We start from the raw sequence: 18912 nt of genomic DNA, 5'->3' as shown, positions 1-18912 counted from the left end.
GCAAAATGCCAGCGCTGGTATTGTCACTCGTCACGGCCCTGAGCGTACTCACGGCCAATGCCCAGACCCTCACCTCCAACCAGACCGGCAACCACAACGGTTACTACTACTCGTTCTGGACCGATGCCCCCGGCACGGTATCCATGACCCTGGGCGCCGGCGGTAATTACAGTTCCAGCTGGAGTAACACCGGAAATTGGGTGGGCGGCAAGGGCTGGAATCCCGGTGGACGCCGCACGGTCAGCTACTCCGGTACGTTCAATCCGTCGGGCAACGGTTATCTGACTTTGTATGGCTGGACCCGCAATCCACTGGTGGAGTATTACATTGTGGATAACTGGGGAACCTATCGCCCGGGTGAGAGCGGCACCTATTACGGCACTGTCAATTCCGATGGCGGTACCTACGATATCTACCGCACACAGCGGGTCAACCAGCCCTCCATTGAAGGCACCGCGACCTTCTACCAGTACTGGAGTGTGCGCCAGCAGAAGCGCACCGGCGGCACCATCACCACCGGCAACCACTTTGATGCCTGGGCGAGCCACGGCCTGAACCTCGGCACGCACGATTACATGGTGATGGCCACCGAGGGATACCAGAGCAGTGGTAACTCCAATATCACGTTGGGCAGCAGCGACGGAGGCTCGGGAGGGAGTTCCGGTGGCAGCACGCCATCCAGCACGGATATCGTGGTGCGCGCGCGCGGCGCTGCCGGCGGCGAGCACATCAATCTGTTGATCGGCGGCACGGCGGTGGCGAGCTGGAACCTCACCACCAGCAACGCGGATTACACCTACAGTGGCAGCGCCGCCGGTGATATCCAGGTGGAATACGACAACGATGGCGGCAGCCGCGATGTCATCCTGGATTATGTCTACGTCAACGGCGAAACCCGTCAGGCGGAAGACATGGAGTACAACACGGCGACTTACGCCAACGGCGAATGTGGCGGCGGTTCCTATTCCGAAACCATGCACTGCAATGGGGTGATCGGTTTTGGTGATACAGACGCTTGCTTTAGCGGCAGCTGCAGTGGTGGTGGATCTTCCGGCGGCGGTGTCGGCAGCAGCTCATCCGGTGGTGACACCTCGGGGAATATCGTGGTGCGCGCCCGCGGCACCAGCGGCAGTGAACATATCAAACTGATTGTTGGTGGGACTGTAGTTGCGGACTGGACACTGAGTACCAGCGCCCAGGACTACACCTACATCGGCAGTGCGTTTGGCAACGTCGATGTCGAGTATGACAACGATACCGACGGTCGCGATGTGATTCTGGATTATGTCCAGGTCAATGGCGAACTGCGCCAGGCCGAAGACATGGACTACAACACGGCGACCTACGGTAACGGTGAATGCGGCGGCGGCTCCTATTCCGAGACCATGCACTGCAACGGTGTGATTGGCTTCGGACACACGGACGACTGCTTCAGCGGCAACTGCGATTCGGTTGCTGACGGTGGTGGTAACACTAATTGTAGCGGCTATGTCGGAATCACGTTCGATGACGGCCCCAACAGCAACACCGCAAGCCTTGTCAGTTTGCTTCAGCAGCACAATCTGACGCCGGTGACCTGGTTCAACTGGGGGCAGCGGGTAGCCAGTAATCCAGGGCTGGTATCCCAGCAGCTGAGTGTGGGAGAGGTGCAGAATCACAGTTATACCCATCCGCATATGACCAGTTACAGCTACCAGCAGGTTTCCAGCGAAATGAGCCAGGCAAACCAAGCCATAGTGAATGCGGGTGCGCCTACACCGACTTTGTACCGACCACCCTATGGCGAAGTGAACGGCACTATTCAGCAAGCGGCACAGGACCTGGGAATGCGGCTGGTGACTTGGGATGTGGACTCGCAGGACTGGAATGGTGCGAGCACTTCTGCGATCGTCAATGCCGCCAATCAACTGCAGGATGGCCAGATCATTCTGATGCATGATGGATATGCGAGCACCAACAATGCGGTTGCACAGATCGCAGCCAACCTGAGTGCGCGGGGGCTTTGCCCCGGGCGGATTGATCCGGCCAGCGGACGGGCGGTGGCTTCTTCCTAACGTCTGATTTTAGGCTTCAGCAGCATCTGCGGTGGATAAACGCAGATGCTTGCTGGAAATCACCGCCCGCTGTTATTGGCCGGCGGCGCTCAGTTTGTACGCGCGGCTTAGAAACGCCGGGTAGAGTGCGTCGCGCTGATACATATTCACGTAAAACAGAGCGATCAGATTATTTTCGGGATCGATGATGTATTCCGTACCCATCATTCCTCCCCAGGCGAAGGCAGAGTTCGATACTTCCGGTGCGGGTTTTTTGTGTTCGTTATAGAGTTCGAATCCAAGGCCGAAGCGAAAGCTATTGTCACTGTTTTTTGGTTCCGGTAAGCGATTGACAGTGGTCATCAGCTTCACGGTTTCCGGTTTCAGGATGCGATGCCCATTGAATGTTCCCTTGTTGAGCAGCATCTGGCAGAACTTTGCGTAGTCCCCAATGGGGCCGTTCAGGCCGATAGCCCCCTCCGCGTAGGTTTGCTGAGTGCTTACGGCGCCCCTGCTGTACACGGTTGACCCGGGAATCAATTTACCTTCCGCCAGACTGTAGGGCGTTACGAAACGCTCAAATGCTTCCGGTTCGTAGTACCAGTCTGTCTCGTTCATGCCGAGCGGTTTCAGTACTTTTTCCTTCACATATTCCTGCAATGTCGTGCCGGAGATTCGCTCTATCATATAGCCGAGCATGTTGGTGCTGATATGGTAGTCCCATGCAGAACCGGGATCGAAGCCGAGGGGATACTTCGCCAGGTCGAGCATCTCTTCTTCCAGGAAGCGCGCCGCGTAATTGCCGCCGCCGGTGTGCTGGCCACTGGGCTGTATGGTCGGTTTTTTGCCGTCGAATCCGAGCGGTGCGCCCGATTTTCCGCTGTCAGCCAGGCGCGCCTGGCCGGCGAGGCCGGCATTCAAACCAGAGGTGTGCGACATCAGGTGGACGAATGTCATGGGCGTGGAGGCGGGCCGGGTTTCGTAGCTGCCGTCTTCATTTATGGCGGTAATCACCTGGTTGGGAATACCGGGAAAATATTTCGAGACCGGATCGTTGATATCCACCAGTCCCTGCTCCACAAGAGTCATGAATGCAACGGTTGTGATGGCTTTGGTCTGGGAAAACAAAACGTAGTAATCCTCCACTGAAGCGGGTATCCGACGTTCTTTGTTTTTCCAGCCAAAGGCGTTGGAATAAAGTACCTCGCCATCTACGGCCACAAAGCCGGCCACGCTTCCGGTCTTTTCCCCGTCCACGTAGGATTGCAGTAAATCGTTGATTTCCTTTACCACCGGCGCTTCTGCATATTGCTGTGCTTCGCGATAGATAAACTGTTGCGGGGTACGGTTTTCCGGTGCCATCTCCATCGCATGCACGGCGGCCGCAGTCGCGACCAGTATGGACGCGGTTGCGATCCTCAAAATAGGCAACTTCATAAATTTTTTCCTTCCTGTTGGATGCTGGAAAAGGGCGCTCGTGAGAGCACCCTTGCCGCTGCAGCTTATTGCTCGGCGAGCAATTCTGCTTCGTAGAGTTTTACCATATCAGATGCCGGGATCGCGTCCGCGTAGATTTTCAGTTCGTCCATCATGCCAGCGTAAGGTGTATCCCAGAAGTTTACGCCGAGAGCGAAGTGGCGTTCGGCGGCAGGACCGAAAACATCCGGGAAGTTACTGCCACTGAAGGCATTTTCACCGTTGATATACACACTTACGTCCCCGCCACTGACGGTTACCGCCAGCTGGCTCCAGTTATCCTGCGGAATCTGTGCCCCGGTGTTGGCATCGTACCAAGCGGTACCGGACCACAACATGGTGTCGTTGCCGAAACCGTTGGGCAGCAGGCTGATCCAGCTGGAATCGGAGGCCCAGCCGAAGAAGCTGGTGGTATAGGCGGTCAGCGCCGATGGGCTCAGCCACAGGGTGAAGCTGTAGTTGTTATCCGCGATCAGGCTGTCGGGCAGTACCACACCGGAAGCGCCGTCGAATACCGCAGCCTGGCCAATGACACCTTGGGCGTAGGTAATGGCTCCGCCGGTTTCGTTGATCAGTTTGCCAACCACGGTACCACTGCCGAAGTTACCGGTGGTTTCATCCAGATTCTGCTCAAAACGATAGTGGGCTACGGGTTCAGGCAGACCGGAGGATTTCACCGTAGCGATGAAGGACTTCGTTTCCTGGGCGCCGTTCAGGGTCACAATGGCGGTAAGAGCAACTTCCGCATCGGTGCCTTGCGGGCGAGTGACGATTGCGGTATCGCCGGATACCTCGATTACTGCGGGGTCCGACGAGGTCCAGTGAATGGCCGCGGCGTATGGGCCGGTAACGGGTAACTGGATATTTTCGGCAATCGCGGAGAGGTCGCCGAGATCGAGGATCGCTGCGGCGGAAGCCAACAACTCCGCATCAGATTTGTTGTCGATATCCAGGAAGCGGACTTCTTCCGCAGTCAGCGCGGCCTCGTAAATCTTCAGCTCGTCAATCATGCCAGTAAAGGGCGTATCCCAGTAATTGACGCCGAGGGCGAATTTTCCGGTGTTGTTGCTGAAGAAATCGCTGAGGCTGCCTCCGGAGAATTTCTGCTCGCCGTTCAGGTACACATTCACCAGTCCTTTATTGACGGAGAAGGCCATATGGGTCCAGGTTCCCTCAGCGATACGCTCGCCGGCGGAACCGTCGAACCAGACCTCGCTGCCGCTCCACAGCATGGTGTTGCCGTCCCAGCTCTGGGGCAGGAAACTGACCCAGTTGTTGGAGTAGGGTGCGTTATTCGCATCTATCTGCTCGTTTACCGCGCCGAAGAAGGCGGTAGTAAAGCCGGTGACAATACTGGGGTTGGCCCAGAAGGAAACCGTGTACTCGTAGTTGTTGATCAGCCCTTCCGGCAAGAGCACCCCGTTGCTGCCATCCAGTAGCAGTGCCTCTCCAGCCTGACCTGCGCCGTAGGCGATGGTGCCGGTGCTGTTGATCCGGTCGCCGGTCTCAGTAGCCGGATCGAAACGGCCGGCGGATTCTGTCAGGTTGTTTTCAAATGGGAACCAGGCGGTGCGGTTGTAGGCCTGTCGTTGCGGGATGGTGATGTCGAAGGACTTGCTGCTGGTCGCGCCGTTAAGCTCAATCGTGGCGGTCAGGGTAACGGTCTGATCTCCGGCGCCGACATTGGGGCGCACCACATCGCCATTGGGTTTTATCACCTGCTCATTGCTACTGGCCCAGGTAATTTCTGCGGCGCGGGTCCCGCGGGTGGGCAAGGTCAGGCGGTTATCGGTGCTGCTGGCCGGCAGAACAAGAGCGTCGCTGATGTTTGCCATCACTTCCGAATCCGCCAGGCTCTCCATCTTCGAGCCCCAGATGGACTCGCCGCTGCCAGACACGGCGGTGAATACCGGTACCAGACTGTCCGACACTTCGCTCCACTGCCACTGGGTTACCCCCTGATAAGTGACGCTTGTACCGTCGATGTTTAGTGTGAAGCTGATCCGTTCCGGATTTTCTACATTGTGCGCATATTCACCGCTGACCTCGCCGCTGATCGTGCCGTCGTCATTCAGGGTGACGTAGTGCGTGGGCTTGGCGGTGCGGTTTATATCCTTGCCGTGATTGATGAGCTTGTAGGTGCCGTTCAGATCATTGCTGTCGACAATGTTGTCGCCGGCAATGGGCGCATAGCGCTGCGGCGACGCCACCAGCCAGCCATCGGCGTTCACATACAGCTCGTGCACCCGCACAGAGTGCTGTTCGCCACGGTTCGGGAAGCGGGTATGCGCAATCAGCAAATGCTTGCCGGTGTTTGCATCGTAATAGGCGGAATTGTGGCCGGGGGCCAGGTAACCGCGGCTGGCCACGGTGTCGCCCACGTCGGATTCGAATTCAAACCCGCCCATCAGCTTCACACCGTAGGGGGCAATACTGTCCCAATTGCCGCGGGCATCGACCATGTCATTGCCTTCGGCGTCCAGGAAAGGACCGTCCGGGTTTTTGGAGCGCGCTACGCGGATGTTATAGCCGTCGGTGGAGACGAAGCCGCCGAAGGACATAAACAGGTAGTAGTAATCGCTCTCCGGGCTGTACAGCATGTAGGTGCCTTCGATGGCACTGTGGTCACCGCCGGTGAGGTGCTTGCCATACCCCTGACCAGGGAGCGGTTTGCCGGTAGTCTCGTCCATTTCCAGAATGAAGATGCCGCCGGAATAGGAGCCGTAGGTCATCCACAGTTTGCCGTCTTTATCGTGGAAGACATCCGGGTCGATGGCGTTGGGGTGTATCCAGGCGTTGTATTCGGTTTCGCTAAAGCCCTCTGGTCCATAGCCCGCGGCTACTTCCTCGGCCGTGAGGCCAGAGCGCAGAAAAATACCGAGATCGGTGTAAGGGCCCTCAATGCTTTCAGAAACCGCGACCCCCAGATAAGAGCGGGGCGTATTGCAGTCGCCGGTCTCGCTCTCGGGATTGGCGCAGTGGTTGTAATAGAAATAGTACCTGCCGTCGTTCAGCTTGATTACGTCCGCAGCCCAGGATCCTTTGTGGCCGCCTACCCACTCGATGCCTTCGGAGATTTCGCTGGAGTAGGTATTGAACAGTTTGTTCTGGTCGACCGTATCCGCGGTTATCCCGGGCGCAACCTCTTCCCAGATCATCAGATCACGGGACCTGGCCGCGGCCAGGTGGGAGCCAAATACGTAAAACACACCGTCATCGTCGCGGATTACCGAGGGATCGTGCACAGGCATGTCGTTATAGAGGATTGCCGATGCTTCGGCGGTGGGGTCTGCTGTATCTGGAACCCTGGGGCGCTCCGGTTGGGGATCGGGCTGTGGTTTGACGATAGGGCCATCGCCGCCGCCGGAATCTGAGTCAAGACATCCTGTGGTTAAAAGAATGGTGGATAGCACTAGAGCCTGGTAGCTGGCCCGCTGGTTGCTTTTCATGGGGGGAATCCCTCTTTTATTTATTATCTGGAGTTTCTCTCTGCTATTGCCCCTCGTGCGCACTCAAAACCGCAGTGCCCAGCGAGCTGTCGGTGTCGGCAGCAGCTTCGCCGCCACCCCGGCATGGGTAGCCATGAATCTTGCCAATAAGAATATGGTATTACAATAATATTTTGATTGAGTGACGAATATACGGGCAAAATTCCCGCTGCTGTATGGGAGTAATGCTGCTTAGTGCTGAAGCCTTGCGGTGGATGTTGATTTATTGCACGGTTAATGAGGAATTGTGCGTCATTCTGGCAGGTCGTTCGGTAAGATAGGAGGAAAGTCGTTGGTTCCCGGGCTGCCAGCCAAGCAATCTGGTTACAACGCGTATGATTCGGCGATTTTTCACTCTCAAATATCATTTTGTATAACAAAAAGCGAAAAAACGTCGTTGACGAGGTCGAATTAAGGGGCTAGGATGCCAAAAAGTAATACAAATAGGTGTAAATACTCCTGACCCTGTCTGGCAGCGACTGCGTGGCAGCCATAGGACCGACACCGAATATAAGAGAGTGCGAGCCGGCCTGGCCGAGATGAGCACCGAATAATAAGAGAGTCGAAGACAAGCGATGTGCGAGAGACGGCTTCCCCGCGCCCTTCAGGGGCTGCATCAGTCGTCTGTTGCCTGCCCAATCAGCCAGTATGGCTCTCATCTGCCCGATACCGAATGGGGTTTGTGCTCTCAGAGCGATTAATCCCTTGATGCCCGCGATTCGTCAGCGGAGCGAGACCCGCCGCCATCCAGTGGCCGGCACGCTCGTCTGGCTGATCACTGGCCAAAGCCCACGCAGAGGTTCAGCGTGGAAAAACCGGGAGCGGTGCCCGCCCTCTCCGGAATTCGGCAACACAATAAAAACACCCAAGATGGGAGAGATAATATGTTCAAGCGACACCTATTGAGTTCGTCCATCGCCATGGCAACGGCACTCGGCGGTATGAGCAGTGCAGTGCAGGCTCAGGATACTAAGTACGATGCGGAGTTTGATGAGTCAACGGCACTTGAAGAAGTGGTGGTGACAGGTGTTCGGGCGAGTTTGTCCAAAGCGATTGATATCAAGCGGGACAAGTTCCAGATTGTGGATTCCATTGTTGCGGAAGACATTGGCAAATTCCCAGACAACAACGTAGTGGAAGCCCTCCAGCGTGTAACCGGCGTACAGGTAACAGATCGCGGAGCCGGCGAAGTTTCTACCGTCGCCATCCGCGGCCTGAGCGATGTGACAACTACCGTAAATGGCCGCCAGATTTTCACGGCATCCGGTCGCTCCGTCGCGCTGGCCGATATTCCCGCCAGCCTGTTGCGGGGTGTTGAAGTTTACAAAACTCGCGCGGCTTCCCAGATTTCCAGTGGTATTGCCGGGCAGATCGACATTCGCACCAACCGACCATTTGATTTCGACGGCAGTAAAGTGGTACTGGCTGGCCGCGGAATTTATCAAGAGCAGGCCGACTCTACGGATCCCAACTTCAGTGGCCTGTTTGCCAACTCCTGGGAAGGAGGCTTCGGCAAGTTTGGCGCGCTGGTGAACGTGTCTTACGCGGAAACCAACTATCGCGACCAGAGTATTACTCCGGGCGCCGCGGTTCCGTTTGTAACCGGCGATGCGCCGGAGGGATGGGTGCCTTATGAGCGTATCCAGACTGATGATGATCGTGTGGCCGAAAGCCCCGTGTGGGAGCCCGGCCTGGAAAGTGGCTTGCCATATGGCGCAGGCTCTACGCTGACCATGAATGGCGAAGAGGTTGAGTATATTCTGGGGCGTGATGCCGTATTTGCCTCGGATTTTACCGGTAAGCGTGAGCGCCCGGCCGCAAATATCTCCCTGCAGTGGGCTCCGAATGAAACTTCCGAGTACTTGTTCGAAGCCTTTTATAACGGCTATCGCAATGAGTCATTCAACTCCCTGAATTTCACTTTCGTGGACTGGTGGGGAGACAACTCTCACCTGCCGAGGGGCGGTGAAGTTGAGCTGTTTGATGGCACCAATGTGGTCAAGAGTCGCGATGTGGCCGCACCCTATGGTTTCACCAGCGGCGACATCCTGAGTGGTAAAACCGACAGCTTTGTCTATGCCTTGGGGGGCAACTGGGACATCAGCGACAGCTTCCGTCTTTCTTCCGAGCTGATCTATCAAGACAGTACCTATGAAGAGAGTTTCATCGCGATGCGATTTGATCGCGTTGCCTATGGTCTCGGTGTGGATTTCAATACCGGCAACGGGGAGCCGGCGCTGGAGTTCTACGACAATCCGGAAACACCGGATGTGGACGAGAGTGACCTGACCGATGCCGCTCAGTGGAATGTTGCCCAGCTGTATGACAACGGCGGCAGTCGCGAAGGCGATGCGGTGACCTTCAAGCTGGACGGAGAGCTGGATGTAGATTGGGGGCCGATCAATCTGGTGAACTTTGGTTTGCGTCATGAAGGGCGTTTTGCCTCCGAAGCAACTCGCGGGCAGGAAGGATTCCTGGGACGTAATGCTGCTGAGTTCAATGACAACCTGGTCAGCATCAACAAGAATTTCTACGATGGTCGCGCGGATATCCCACTGTCATGGGCGGCGCCCAATGGGCACTATATTCGCGACAACATCGATGAGTTCCGTGCGCTTTATGGTCTGACTGCAGAGCAGGCCTTGACCACCTTCGAATTGGATGAAGATACCACTTCCGTTTACGCGCAAGCGGATTACGAGTTTGATATCGCCGGCCATATCCTGGATGGCCAGTTCGGTGTGCGTTATGTCCACACCTCTCGCGATATGACGTTCTTTGATGTTGCCCAGCTTGATGAGAATGGCAATGCTGCGCCCGAGACTGGTAGCGGCAGCAACTCCAAACTGCTACCCACTTTCACAGTGCGCTATGGAATCACTGATGATCTTATTGCACGCTTTGCCTATACCAGTACCTTGCAGCGTCCGGGTTTCACTCAGCTGAACCCATGGATCAATTACTCTCCCACGGTAACCGATGCCAACGGTACCGCCACGGCCGGTAATCCGGATCTGGAGCCGGTGGAATCCCAGAACTACGACCTGTCTCTGGAGTGGTACTTTGCCGATGCAAGTGCACTCTATGGCACGGTATTCCGCCGTGATATCGAAGGCTTCTTCTACGACGCGAAGAGTTACGTTACACATCAGGCTGAAACTGAGGATGAACCCTCCCGTTATATCCTGACCACCCCGGGCAACACCTCCAACGGTGTGCTGCAGGGGCTGGAGTTGGGTGCAACTTACTTCCCGGAAAACCTGCCGGGCCTGCTGGACGGTTTTGGGATTCAGGCCAGTTATACGATGTTGGACTCCGAGCAGGAAGTACCGATTTACGACGACCTGACTGGCAAGCTGATAGGAATGGATGACACCCCGATCTTCGGCGTTTCCGATTCCTCCTACAGCGTTGTGTTGGCATACGATAAGAACGACCTCGATATGCGTCTTTCCTACGTATGGCGTGATGACTTCCTGGCGAACTACGAAGCGCGATCGTTCGCGAACCCCCTGGGCGTATATCGCGAGGCTGAAGTCAGCATGGATTTCCAGGCGAGCTACGATGTTAATGACAATTTTGTCGTTACCTTCGATGCGACCAACCTGACCGACGAAGAATATCGTAGCTACTACGAAAACCAGTCGGTTTATAACCTGGGCAACGCCATCTTCAGCCGCACCTTCGCCCTGGGCGCCCGTTACTCATTTTAATCGTTCTTTCTGATTGGTATCGTGACCCTCTTCAGGCAGCCTTCGGGCTGCCTTTTTTGTTGCCGGGGCTTTGAGGGATGGTGTTGAACTCGAGTTCCACAGTCATTGCACATAAAAAAAGCCCGCGTATGCGGGCTTCATGATTCTACTGTGGGTCGAAGAACTATCAGGTCTTCAACTTCTTATACTGCATCCGATGCGGCGTGGCATTCTCTCCATTCCGCTTCACGAAGTCCTCGTGGTACTCGGTGTAGTTGCCTTCAAAGAACACCACACTGCTGTCGCCTTCGTAGGCCAGGATGTGAGTCGCCACGCGGTCGAGGAACCAGCGGTCGTGCGAGATCACCATGGCGCAGCCGGGGAAGCTCAGCAGGGCTTCTTCCAGGGCGCGCAGGGTTTCGATATCCAGGTCGTTGGACGGTTCGTCCAGCAACAGCACGTTGGCGCCCTGTTTCAGGGTGTAGGCCAGGTGCAGGCGGCCGCGCTCACCGCCGGAGAGTTCGCCCACACGTTTCTGCTGATCACTGCCCTTGAAGTTGAAACGGCCAATATAGTTGCGCGAGCCCACTTCGTAGTTGTTGATCTTGAGAATGTCGTGGCCGTCGGAAATGCATTCCCACACGGTCTTGTTGTTGTCCAGGTTTTCGCGGCTCTGGTCAACGCTGGCGATCTGCACGGTTTCCCCGATTTTGATCTCACCGGAATCCGGCTGCTCTTTGCCGTTGATCATGCGGAACAGGGTGGATTTACCCGCGCCGTTGCCGCCGACGATACCGACAATCGCGCCCTTGGGTACGCGGAACGACAGGTTGTCGATCAGCAGGCGGTCGCCGAAGCCCTTGGACACGTTGTTGAATTCAATCACGTTGTCGCCCAGGCGTTCACCCGGCGGAATGTAGATTTCGTTGGTCTCGTTGCGGGCCTGGAATTCCTGCGACTGCATTTCTTCCAAACGGGCGAGACGCGCCTTGCTCTTGGACTGACGGCCTTTTGGATTCTGGCGGGCCCACTCCAGTTCTTTCTGCATGGCCTTGGCGCGGGCCTGTTCACCCTTCTGTTCCTGCTCCAGGCGCTTCTCTTTCTGCTCCAGCCAGGTGGTGTAGTTGCCTTCCCACGGAATGCCGTGGCCGCGGTCCAGTTCCAGAATCCAGCCGGCGACGTTGTCGAGGAAGTAGCGGTCGTGGGTAATTGCCACCACGGTGCCGTCGAAGTCGTGCAGGAAACGCTCCAGCCAGTACACGGATTCCGCGTCCAGGTGGTTGGTGGGTTCGTCCAGCAGCAGCATGTCCGGGCGCGACAGCAGCAGGCGGCACAGGGCCACGCGGCGCTTTTCACCGCCGGACAGGTTGTTTACATCCGCATCCCACGGCGGCAGGCGCAGGGCGTCGGCGGCCACTTCGAGACGGTGCTCGAGGTTGTGCGCATCCCAGGCCTGGATAATGTCTTCGAATTTCTGCTGTTTCTTGGCCAGTGCATCGAAGTCGGCATCGGGTTCGGCGTAGTCGGCGTAAACCTGCTCCAGGCCGGCGAGGGCGTCGATAGCCTCACGCACGCCGTCTTCCACGTTGCCGCGTACGTTCTTGGCCGGGTCCAGCTGCGGCTCCTGGGGCAGGTAGCCGACCTTGATACCGGGCATGGCGCGGGCTTCGCCGTTATAGTCCTGATCCACGCCGGCCATGATGCGCAGCAGGGTGGATTTACCGGCGCCGTTCAGGCCCAGTACGCCGATTTTGGCGCCGGGGAAGAAGGACAGGGAAATATCTTTCAGGATTTCGCGCTTGGGAGGAACAACCTTGCCCACGCGGTTCATGGTAAAGACGTATTCAGCCATTAGAGATCGATTCCAGTCGGTCAGAATTTGGGCGCAAGTTATCAGGTTGGCGGGAAACTTCAACCTGCGAAGAAACGCTCCGGTGAGGCGCGGGGAAGCGGGCCGGGAAGCCGGGGGTAATGCCACCACCAACCCATCTGTGTTTAACTTTGCCCCAAACCAAACAACCGGAAACCAGTATGACCCAGGAATCACCCGTCCTCGTCGAACGCCAGGGCGCACTCGGCAAATTGACACTCAATCTGCCCAAAGCCCTCAACGCCCTTAATCTTGACATGATCGACCGGATGGCTGCGCAGCTGGATCAATGGGAGCAGGACGACACTGTGGCCTGTATCTGGATCGACGGCGCCGGCGACAAGGCCCTGTGCGCCGGTGGCGATGTGGTGGCGCTGTATCGGGAATCCGGCAGTTACGGCGAACAGGGCGCCAGCCAGTTCGTGCAGGACTTCTTCACCCGCGAATACCGCCTCGACTATCGCATCCACACCTACCCCAAACCCATCGTCGTGTGGGGCAGCGGCATCGTTATGGGCGGTGGCATCGGCATTATGAGTGGCGCCAGCCACCGCATCGTCACCGAGACCACCCGTATGGCCATGCCGGAAATCACCATCGGCCTCTTCCCCGATGTGGGGGGCAGCTGGTTTCTGAACCGGATGCCGGGCCGCACTGGCCTGTTCCTGGGCCTCACCGGCGCACAGTTCAATGGCACAGATGCGCTTTACTGCGGTATGGCGGATCGCCTGTTGCCCGCCGCCGGTAAAGAAGCCCTGCTTGATGCACTGGCCGCATTGACATTCACCGCGGACGAGGATCAGAACCATGTACTGGTGAGCAAGGCGGTCCAGTCGCGGGAAATGCCCGCCGGTGAACACCCGGCACCGAATCTGCGCGTCCACTACGATGTGATCCAGGAACTGACCGACGGCGCGACGCTGCCCGACGTATACCAAACCATCGCTGACTATAGTGGCGACGATGAATGGCTCCAGCGCGCGGCCAAAACCTTGTGCGCGGGCTGCCCGCTCACTGCGTGGATTGTGTGGGAGCAGCTGCGCCGCAGCAAACACATGTCGCTCGCGGATGTACTGCGGATGGAGTTGGCACTTGCGGTAAATATGTGCAGCAATGGCCAGGTAAAAGAAGGGGTGCGCGCCCTGTTGATCGACAAGGATCGCAATCCCCGCTGGCAACCGGCGAAGCTTGAAGATGTTACGCGCGCGCAGGTGGACGCGTGTTTCGCCGAGCCCTGGAGCCGAAGTCCGCTGCAGGATCTGTAATTGACGCGTCCGCCGGCGGCGGAAGTCATCCCTTAGGAAAAATAATAAAGAAATGGAGTTGAAAGAATGGAACAGTCACAAAGAATCGCCTTTCTCGGTCTCGGCAACATGGGAGGGCCGATGGCGGCAAATCTGGTGAAACACGGTTTTTCAGTCACCGCGTTTGACGTGTCGAAACCGATGCTGGAAAGTGCAGTCGCCAATGGCTGTCGTCGGGCAGACAGCGCCCATGCCGCAATAAACGGCGCAGATGTGGTGGTGTCGATGCTTCCCCACGGTGAGGCAGTGCGGTCTCTGTATCTCGGTGTACACGGCCTGTTGCAGGCGATGGATGCCAAAACCCTGCTGATCGACTGCTCCACCATCTCCGCCAGCGACGCCCGCCAGGTGATTGCCGCGGCCGGCGAGCGCGGTATCGACGCAATTGATGCACCGGTGTCCGGTGGCACCGCGGCGGCCGCTGCGGGGACACTGTCATTTATGTGTGGCGGTGAGGAAAAAGCGCTTGAGCGGGCGCGCCCGGTACTTGAAGCCATGGGCGCGAATATCTTTCACGCGGGCCCCGCCGGCAGCGGTCAGGTGGCGAAGATCTGCAACAACATGCTGCTCGCGATTCACATGATAGGCACCGCCGAGGCGTTGCAGATGGGGGTGGATAACGGGCTCGACCCCAAAGTGCTGTCGGACATCATGCGTGCCAGCTCTGGCGGCAACTGGTCGCTGGAAAAATACAATCCCTATCCGGGCGTGATGGACAATGTGCCGGCGGCGCGGGACTACCAGGGCGGTTTTTCCGTGGCGCTGATGCTGAAGGATCTCGGGCTCGCCATGGATACCGCCGCCGGCAGCGCTTCTTCTACACCACTGGGGGCACTGGCAAAAAACCTGTACCAGTTGCACGGCGGCGACCCCATCAACCGCGTGCTGGATTTCTCCAGTATTCAGAACCTGTTCCGCCGCCCGGTGGGCAATTGAGCGCGGGTGAATTTTGCCCAGACTTGATCCAGATCAAGAGGTGAATCGGCGGCTCCGTTAGCCTCCGCCTGCTTGCCACCGAGGTCAGAAACCGAGGTGAAAACAGGAGGCTGACGGAAATAGACATGGAAACTGCGGAACTGAGTTCGCCGGCATTGCTTACGCCCGAGCTCTTGGAGCGCTATGCCGGCCCGTGCCCGCGCTATACCTCTTACCCCTCTGCCGACCGCTTTGTGCCTATGCACGCGCGCGGGGGTAGCTCCGGTGCGCCGCCTTGGGCGGCGTTGCAACAAGCGCAGACCTTGTCTCTTTATGTGCACATACCATTCTGCCGCTCCCTTTGCTACTTCTGCGCCTGCAACAAGGTTGTCACCAAAAGGTACGATTCCGCAGCGAGTTACCTGGAGACTGTGTTGCGAGAGGCGCGCTGGTATCGCGATTGTGTCGTCGAGGCGCCTGTGACCCAGCTGCATCTCGGCGGCGGCACCCCAACGTTCCTTAACGACGGCGACCTTGAGCGGTTGATCCTTGGTCTCGGTGAAGTCTTCCCGTTGCAGGTCGGGGACGATGTTGAGTACAGCGTGGAAGCGGACCCGCGCACCCTCGCACCGCACACGCTGGACAACTTGCGGCGCCTCGGCTTCAACCGCTTGAGCATGGGGATTCAGGATTTCAATCCGGCTGTGCAACGGGCCGTCAACCGAATCTGCCCCCCTGAAGACGTCCTTGCACTGACTGAGGGTGCGCGGGCGCGGGGCTTTCGTTCCATCTCCTACGATCTGATTTACGGACTTCCGGGGCAGAGCGTGACGAGCCTGGAGCAGACCATCGACATTGTGTTGGAGCACGCCCCTGACCGCATCGCGCTGTACCACTACGCCCACCTGCCGCAGCGCTTCAAGGCCCAGCGCCTGATCAGCTCGGATCTGATTCCCCCACCTGCCGACAAGATCGCCATGCAGCTTGCCGCCACCCGGCGGCTGACGGGGGCGGGCTACCACTTTCTCGGTATGGACCATTTCGCGCGGCCGGACGACGGCATGGCGCAAGCTGCCGCCGAAGGGCGCCTCGCGCGCAACTTCCAGGGATACACCCTGATGCCGGCGGATGCGCTGATCGGCCTGGGTGCCTCCGCCATCAGCTACAGCCGTGACGGCTACTGGCAGAACCAGCACGGCGTCAAGGATTACACCGCGGCGGTGGGCGGATGTGGCAACGCCATTTCCCGCGGTTGGAAGCTGAGTGACGACGACCGCCTGCGCCAGTGGCTCATTATGGAACTGATGTGTCGGTTGCGCGTGGAGCGGGGGGCGGTGGAATCGCGCACCGGCGCGCCCTTTGAGCACTACTTCCACGACGAGCTGGCGCGCCTGCAGCCGATGGTCGATGACGGTCTGGTGGCGCTGGATGAGATTGGTCTTCACGTCAGCGAGCGCGGGCGCTGGTTCCTGCGCAATGTGGCCGCCGCATTCGATGCGCACCTGCACCGCAGCGGCAGCGGCGGGCGCTATTCGCGGGTGTTATGACTAGACAGGGAGGATACAATTTGCCAGAGGGAGTCAACGCGGTGCGGTTCAGCAGCAAAGCGGTAACTAGAGTGGCCGCCGGGAGAGTGATCGGTTTGAGTAATGAGAAAAAATCGGCGGAACAGATCTCAAAGGTCAGTTGCAGCAACTGCTCGGTCAGGGCGCTGTGCCTTCCCGCGGGCCTTACTGCGCAGGATATTGACCGTCTCGAACAGATCACCCGCAAGAAAACCGTGATCAAAGCCGGCGATCAGTTGTTTCGCGCTGGCGACAAATTCACCAGCCTGTACGCCATCCGCTCCGGTAGTTTCAAGTCTGTGGTCATCGCCGCCGATGGCAGCGCCCAGGTCACTCACTTCGCGCTGCCGGGCGAACTGCTCGGCCTCGACGCCTACAGCACCCAGGCCCACCCCAGCTATGCCGAGGCGCTGGAAAACAGCAGCGTGTGCGAATTGCCCTTTGCGCAGCTGGAAACCCTCGCGCAGCAGGTGCCTGGGTTGCAGAAGCAGATTTTCAATCTCTTCTCGGAGGAGCTGCGGCAGGAAAAAGACGTGGTCATGCTGCTTGGCAAGCGCTCCGCAGAAGCGCGTTTGGCGGCCCTGTTGATCAACATCTCCGAGCGCTACACGCGGCGCGGTTACTCGGCGACCGAGTTCAACCTCACCATGCCGCGCATCGACATCGCCAATTATCTCGGGCTCACCGCGGAAACCGTCAGCCGCTTGATTTCCCGCTTCCAGAAACAAGAGCTGATCAAGGTGCAGGGCAGAGCCATTACCCTGCTCGACAAACCCGGCCTCGCAACCCTGGCCGGCGTCAGCTGCAGCGATTGACCGGGCAGGGCGGAAAATCAGAAGTAGTAGTCTTCCAGGTCGATTTTTTCCCAGTCGTACACCAGGCGCGGGCCGTCGGCGGTCACCAGGCTCACCTTGTTCGCCTCCAGGCAATCGGACCAGTCGACCCGGTTCAGGTCCACCATCTCTGCGCCGCCGTGCACCTTCACGATGGAGTCCTGCCACGCCTGGTGGCAGTAACTGGGAATCTCCCCCTGAATCAGCAGCTCGTAGCCGAGGTATTTTTCATAGTTCAGCTGCGGCATACGGTTCAGGTGATACCGATTGTCCTCCCCCAGCAGAAAATATTTGCCGTTCTCCTGCACCAGCGTACCGGTTGCTGTCAGCGGCTGCTGCGCCGGATTGGCGGCGCAGGCGGAGAGAAAAACGAGTGGCAGCAGATAGCCTTTACGGGAATCCATGTTGGTTACTCTTTGGTTATTTGTTACCAAAATAGCAACTGACGATTGCAGTTGCGTTTCAGTTTTTTTGCCGCCACCGGATTCGCTGGATCACGTCGCAAAGATCAGGCCGCGTCGCTGTCCTTCTCGCGGTGGCCGTCCTTGAGGTGCAGGGCTACCTGCTTTTCCAGACCTTCCAGTGCATACGCTTGGCCAAAACCCTTTACATAGCGGCCTGCGCTTGGCTTCAACTCGAACAGGTGGAAATCCTCGAGATTTTTCAGATGATCCATCACCGGTCCGAACTTCTCCCGCAGTTGCTCAATGCGCTCCCGCCATAACGGCAGCTCGCGACCGATCATTCCCGCCTCCACGTTGAACGTCACCCGCAAGCGCGCAAACGCCTGCCTGGTATCCGCCTCGTCCGCATTAAATATCACAGAAGCCTTACGATGCGCTTTCAGGTTCGCCGCATGCTCGGAAAGATCGGAAATAAACAGGTAAAAGTTGCCATCCGCCGCCAGGAAAGGCGCCGTGCTCGCGTGCGGGTAGCCGTCTGGCGTCAGGCTCGCCAGGTTCAGCAGTCTTCGTGTGGCGATAAAATCGCGCACCTCCGCCACCAGATCTGCACCGTCCTCAGTTTTTGGATGTTCAGCCTGTGTCGCTTTGTGTTCGCTCATGGTCAGATTCCCCCTCAGGAATGTGCAGTGCCGGCGGTTGCCAGCTGCTGCTTTAACTGTTTGAAACGCGCTACCTGTTCCGGAATCAGCTGGCGCTGTGTATCCCGGCCCAGAAATACCTTGAAGGCACAGTTGCCGCTGGACGCGAGAAACACCATGGAATGGCTCTCCGCGCCGCGGTGGGGCTTGCTCACAAAGGCCACTTCCACAATGCCGTCCACCAGCAGGTGGCCATGGAAAGGACTTTTGTGATGCATGAAGTTGTAGTAGCCATGGGCAATGTTGCCCTTGGGGAACTCGCCCTTGAACTCGAATACCGACCCCTCGCTTTGCACGATGGTGGTGACCTTGCCCCAGCTGGGCAGTTCTTCAATCAAATTCCAGACGTATTCACCACCAGCGAGCGAGGCCATCTCCGCGGGTAGCTGGGCGATGATCTCGCGCACACTGGTGTCGAGCTTGTCCGCCATCTCTTCCAGCGTGTAGCCGGATTCACTGTCGAGTAATTCTTTTATCTGCTCTTGCATAAGCAATTCCAAAACTATTTCAGTAACCACAAAACCAGCCGAAGCAGTGGTGGCCATTGCGCAAACGATTGCCGACAGGTTGTTTGCGCAATGGCCACCGCTGATTCGGCGGGATACGGAGTTCACTTGTAGTGGAGCTCCGTAGT

Annotated in this window: 12 protein-coding genes; 6 read left to right on the top strand and 6 right to left on the bottom strand. The window is 57.8% G+C overall.

Translation table 11 applies throughout. The features are described 5' to 3' along the window. Positions 1-5: 5 nt before the first annotated feature. The gene (locus tag FDY93_RS19770) at positions 6-2054 is read left to right on the top strand and encodes a glycoside hydrolase family 11 protein (protein ID WP_240914386.1); all 2049 of its coding nucleotides are present in this window, start codon (positions 6-8) and stop codon (positions 2052-2054) included. A 72-nt stretch (positions 2055-2126) separates the two neighbouring features. Here FDY93_RS19770 and FDY93_RS09865 read toward each other — a convergent pair whose 3' ends face one another. Together FDY93_RS09865 and FDY93_RS09860 are read right to left on the bottom strand one after the other, a co-directional pair. Continuing rightward, a complete protein-coding gene (locus tag FDY93_RS09865; protein ID WP_138235580.1) occupies positions 2127-3470 on the bottom strand; it encodes a serine hydrolase domain-containing protein in 1344 nt (447 codons plus the stop codon). A 65-nt stretch (positions 3471-3535) separates the two neighbouring features. Then, positions 3536-6958, bottom strand: coding sequence for a LamG-like jellyroll fold domain-containing protein (locus FDY93_RS09860; protein ID WP_138235579.1), 3423 nt, complete (start codon positions 6956-6958; stop codon positions 3536-3538). Positions 6959-7881: 923 nt separating this feature from the next. On the opposite strand from FDY93_RS09860, the gene FDY93_RS09855 reads away from it, so the two are divergent. Continuing rightward, positions 7882-10710 carry a TonB-dependent receptor gene (locus tag FDY93_RS09855; protein ID WP_138235578.1) on the top strand — a complete coding sequence of 943 codons (2829 nt, stop codon included), beginning with the start codon at positions 7882-7884 and terminating at the stop codon, positions 10708-10710. Positions 10711-10876: 166 nt separating this feature from the next. Here FDY93_RS09855 and ettA read toward each other — a convergent pair whose 3' ends face one another. Further along, positions 10877-12541, bottom strand: a complete 1665-nt coding sequence (gene ettA / locus FDY93_RS09850; RefSeq protein ID WP_138235577.1) for an energy-dependent translational throttle protein EttA — start codon at positions 12539-12541, stop codon at positions 10877-10879. A 179-nt stretch (positions 12542-12720) separates the two neighbouring features. Between ettA and FDY93_RS09845 the strand changes: the two genes are divergently transcribed. The 4 genes from FDY93_RS09845 (at position 12721) to fnr (ending at position 17158) form a co-directional block, all read left to right on the top strand. Next, complete coding sequence (locus tag FDY93_RS09845) at positions 12721-13824, top strand: enoyl-CoA hydratase/isomerase family protein (protein WP_138235576.1); 1104 nt, start codon at positions 12721-12723, stop codon at positions 13822-13824. A 66-nt stretch (positions 13825-13890) separates the two neighbouring features. Further along, positions 13891-14799 carry a 3-hydroxyisobutyrate dehydrogenase gene (gene mmsB, locus FDY93_RS09840; RefSeq protein ID WP_138235575.1) on the top strand — a complete coding sequence of 303 codons (909 nt, stop codon included), beginning with the start codon at positions 13891-13893 and terminating at the stop codon, positions 14797-14799. A 125-nt stretch (positions 14800-14924) separates the two neighbouring features. Further along, complete coding sequence (hemN, locus tag FDY93_RS09835) at positions 14925-16325, top strand: oxygen-independent coproporphyrinogen III oxidase (protein WP_138235574.1); 1401 nt, start codon at positions 14925-14927, stop codon at positions 16323-16325. Positions 16326-16420: 95 nt separating this feature from the next. After that, positions 16421-17158, top strand: a complete 738-nt coding sequence (gene fnr / locus FDY93_RS09830; protein ID WP_246068534.1) for a fumarate/nitrate reduction transcriptional regulator Fnr — start codon at positions 16421-16423, stop codon at positions 17156-17158. 17 nt (positions 17159-17175) lie between these two features. Here the strand turns inward: fnr and FDY93_RS09825 are convergent, their stop codons facing one another. The 3 genes from FDY93_RS09825 to hutX form a co-directional block, all read right to left on the bottom strand. Continuing rightward, positions 17176-17580 carry a hypothetical protein gene (locus FDY93_RS09825; protein WP_138235572.1) on the bottom strand — a complete coding sequence of 135 codons (405 nt, stop codon included), beginning with the start codon at positions 17578-17580 and terminating at the stop codon, positions 17176-17178. A 104-nt stretch (positions 17581-17684) separates the two neighbouring features. Then, complete coding sequence (locus FDY93_RS09820; protein ID WP_138235571.1) at positions 17685-18239, bottom strand: HugZ family pyridoxamine 5'-phosphate oxidase; 555 nt, start codon at positions 18237-18239, stop codon at positions 17685-17687. Positions 18240-18253: 14 nt separating this feature from the next. After that, positions 18254-18766: a heme utilization cystosolic carrier protein HutX gene (gene hutX, locus FDY93_RS09815; RefSeq protein WP_138235570.1), complete on the bottom strand. Its 513-nt coding sequence runs from the start codon at positions 18764-18766 to the stop codon at positions 18254-18256. Positions 18767-18912: the final 146 nt, after the last annotated feature.

The organism is Microbulbifer harenosus, from assembly GCF_005771435.1.
GTDB lineage: Bacteria > Pseudomonadota > Gammaproteobacteria > Pseudomonadales > Cellvibrionaceae > Microbulbifer > Microbulbifer harenosus.
The sequence above is the reverse complement of the archived record's forward strand: the minus strand, read 5'-3'. Positions and strand labels throughout refer to the sequence as shown.